Here is a 3,629-nt window from a genome sequence, read left to right on the forward strand (position 1 = left end):
TCAAATCTAATGCTTCTAGATAGAGAGGTTCCGCTTCTGTGTACCTGCCTTGAGAATAGTACAATAGTGCTAAATTGTTGAGGGAAGTTGCCACATCGAGATGATTTTCTCCTAAGCGGGTTCGAGTTGCGGTTAAACAATCTTGATAGTAAGGTTCAGCAATAGCATACAATCCTTGTCCTTCATAATAACGAGCTAAACCCGTATAGGACGAAACTAAATCCTTATCAGCGATATATTCTGGATATTCCCTGACAGCTTGTTCAATATGGGGAATTAAGGGAGTCAGATTTTGAATAATATCTAGAGTAGGAGTTTGGGGGACTGTTCTCGATGTATCTGTCATCACCGTACAATAACGACTTTTTGCGGTATTGGCTATCTCGGAACCTTCTAATTTTTCCCGTAGATAAAGACGGATGAGGGGATGCAGTTGATACCATTCATTGCCTAAAGATTTCAGCAAATTAAGCTTAACCAAGCTATCGGTTAACCATTTTTCTATCTCGTCTTTAGCTTCATCAGAAAATAAACTGATGATTAAGTGCTTGGGAAAAGGTGCCGAAGCAAATAAACTGAGATAAAGAGCTAATTTTTGTTCTTCTGTTTCTAACAGTTGCCAACTGAGATCCAGAATTGTTTTAATACTGCGGACTTCCTCCTTATCAGAGTTGAGATATTTTAAGCCTTTTTTGGGGAATTTTTCCTTGATATTTGCTAAAGTTTCAGTGGTTGCTTGTCTCAGAAAACTGCCTAGTAATTGTAATCCTAGAGGCAAATATCCTAAACACTGACAAAGTTGCTTGGCTGCCTCTAACTCCGCGGTTAGACGTTCTTTTCCTAAGTAGGTTTGCAGTAAATCTAAAGCTTGCGCTGCTGTGAGAACATCTAAGTTTATCGTTGATAGCGATACCCCTAAGTAACTAAAGCGAGTGGTAATTAAAACCCGAAAACGAGATTCTTTTCCCTGTGGTAGATAAGATGTAATTTGGTCGTAGTCACGCACATCATCAAAAATAATTAAAGCATTTCCCTCGGGCCAATTTTGCCAACAGTAACGCACTCGTTCACTTAAGGTTCCCTGATTGGGGATGTTTAAACCCAGGTATTCTCTGGCAAAAAATAAAATAGCTAAACCGGGGTCACTGTTAAGGACATTTATCCAACAAATACCCGCAGGATAATCCCCTTTATGTTGCCAAGCATACTGTAAAGCTAATTCAGTTTTTCCCGAACCTCCCATCCCACTTAAAACCACTGGGGAAGATTGCTGAAAAGCTTGATGAATCCGGGATAATTCCTGTTCTCTACCAACAAAGTTAACTGCTGTTCCTGGTAAATTATAGGGATCATGAACGGTATTTTTATCGGTAAATAGCTGATTATAGTTGGTAGCTTGGGTTGAATTTTCTGTTAAAAATAACCGCAGGAAAAACCAAGAATTTAAATCTGGCATATACAGAATAACTTTGTTAGTAAAATTATGATTCATCCACCAAATTTGTCGGAGATTAAAGCGAGCTAAATTTTCTCGATTGAAATTAATTAATTGCAAGGCATCTACTAGGGAAGCATCAGAAAAAGCGGTTTCAAAACCAGTAATTGATACTACTCCCGACTCCAATTCTGCCAATTGTGTTAACAAGAAGTTCAAGACAAAAGAAGGTTTTTCCCATATTGGTAAGACAATTTTATGAAAAATAATGCCTTGTTCTTGCAGTTTATTCTCTAATTCTCTAACTACTTGCTGACGGGAAAACTCATCATAAAATTCCACCCTAGCTAAACCTCTAGATGGTCTTTGTCCCCATAATAGCAAACGAGCTGCCGTATGGGAAATAGTACCCGGTTCTAACTCCGATTGATTAGTTTGATTAACTTGATGTACCACCGGGGACACCTCCATCGGGACCAGTAGGAATATGACCTTGAGCATTTAAAATATCAACCACAAGGGGATGCACCATAAAGCATCTTTCCCCGTCTCCATCTACTTCTTGAATCGCTCGATCATTTAATAAAGCGTATAATACTTCATTGGGAATTTGTGCTTCCGGATTAGCATCATAAATTCGTTTTAACAATAATACCTTATCCCCATAACTAACAGAATCGATATCATAAGGATTTTGGCCTAAACGTCTTTCATATTCTGTTCTTAAACTGCGAATTGCCCTGCTAATATGACTAGACATGATCAGATTTTGTTGATTGACAATTGCTTCATCAGAAGCTTCTCTAACTAAATAAAATAAATCTCTGATATTGCCACCAGAGGCAATAATAACCCGCTCTATTTGTCCATCTTCAAATAAATTAGATTTAACTCTTGCTTCTAAAACTTTTCTCACTGCTTCCCGTCCTTTTTGGTTAGGAGTATGATCTTTTTGGCAAAAAACTGGAGTATCGGGAATCAGGAGATTATGGTCAAAAGTGAGGTTAATCCCAGGAGATGAATTATACAATCCAATCGGAATATTAAAAATAATGTGAATGTCTAAATCTTTGAAAATGTTAGAATAGTTTAAAAATAAATCCCTGACCGCTTCTTGTGAAACACCAGCTTTATCGAAGTCTTCTCCAATAATTAGCCAGCTTCTCTGCATAGTTTCCTGTAAGTTCTGATTACACTCTTTCAGGAGTTGATTAGCAATATTAATTAAATCTCTGGAACGGGAAAGACGGTATTCAACAACTTTTTTCTCTCGCGAGGAAGCAAACCGGAATTCTCCCTTGAGAGAGGCAAAAAGTCCGAGAATTTTATTCCAGAAAGAATCTTCCTTTACTCCCGCTCCTGCTTCCGTTTTGATTTGACTTTCTCTGGTTTCCTTGCGGGTAAATTCTTCAGAACTAAACCAATCCCAAAGCTTTTGTAAATTTTCATCACTGGGTTGTCGAGAAATTTTAGCGGTTTTCTCAACAATTTCCACCACCATAAAGAGAAACACATCAAGGGGACTGAAATTAATCGCATCGAGTTCACTTAAAACACTAAATCGCAGGGGTTCAAAATGCTGTTTAATCTCAGGATCATTAATTAAACGAGTTAATTCTGTCGATTTGCCTACCCCCGTGTGTCCCATTAAACAGGCTTTGTAATATTGTTGCGTATCTATGACCCGTTTTAACCCTAATTTTAGACGCTGAATTTTATCTTCCCCTCTCACCTTATTCATTTCTTCTCGATAAAAAGCATCTATTTCCTTCTGAGTTAATAGGGGTTCAGGAGATATAGTTAAATGGATTTCATCAAGAGTAGTCGCAGGTTCAAAGCGAGTCAGAGAGGGGTGTTGCATAGAGACAGGAAAAATCATTCTCTGGAGATACTTTTTATTATATAAGTAGCTGGTTATAATTAAATTAAAAATGGATTTTAGGTTCGATCCCCCCTAGCCCCCCTTGATAAGGGGGGAAGCCGAAGGCGGGGGGATCCCCCTTGATAAGGAGGGTGCCGATCCCCCCTTAGTCCCCCCTTTAATCCCCGCTTAATAAGCTATCCATTAGTCGGATCTTTCTTAACAAAAAGAGAAGAAACTTAAAAAAAGGGGAAACGATTGATAGGTATAGTTTTGAAAGAAGGAATCAAGGTGGAGGTAAGCAAAAAAATGGAGAAATGGGCAGCCCAAGAA

General features: G+C 38.4%; 2 protein-coding genes. Both read right to left on the reverse strand.

Annotation, left to right across the window (positions count from 1 at the left end; translation table 11 throughout):
- Positions 1 to 1,906: tetratricopeptide repeat protein (locus ACOCD9_RS17825; protein ID WP_419548091.1), on the reverse strand; the 1,906-nt coding region annotated here is incomplete at its 3' end.
- Positions 1,875 to 3,296: a hypothetical protein gene (locus tag ACOCD9_RS17830; RefSeq protein WP_419548092.1), complete on the reverse strand. Its 1,422-nt coding sequence runs from the start codon at positions 3,294 to 3,296 to the stop codon at positions 1,875 to 1,877. The genes ACOCD9_RS17830 and ACOCD9_RS17825, both read right to left, overlap by 32 nt.
- Positions 3,297 to 3,629: the final 333 nt, after the last annotated feature.

The sequence above is a fragment of the Microcystis sp. genome (genome assembly GCF_048564745.1).
In the GTDB taxonomy this organism is placed as follows: Bacteria; Cyanobacteriota; Cyanobacteriia; order Cyanobacteriales; family Microcystaceae; genus Microcystis; species Microcystis ichthyoblabe_A.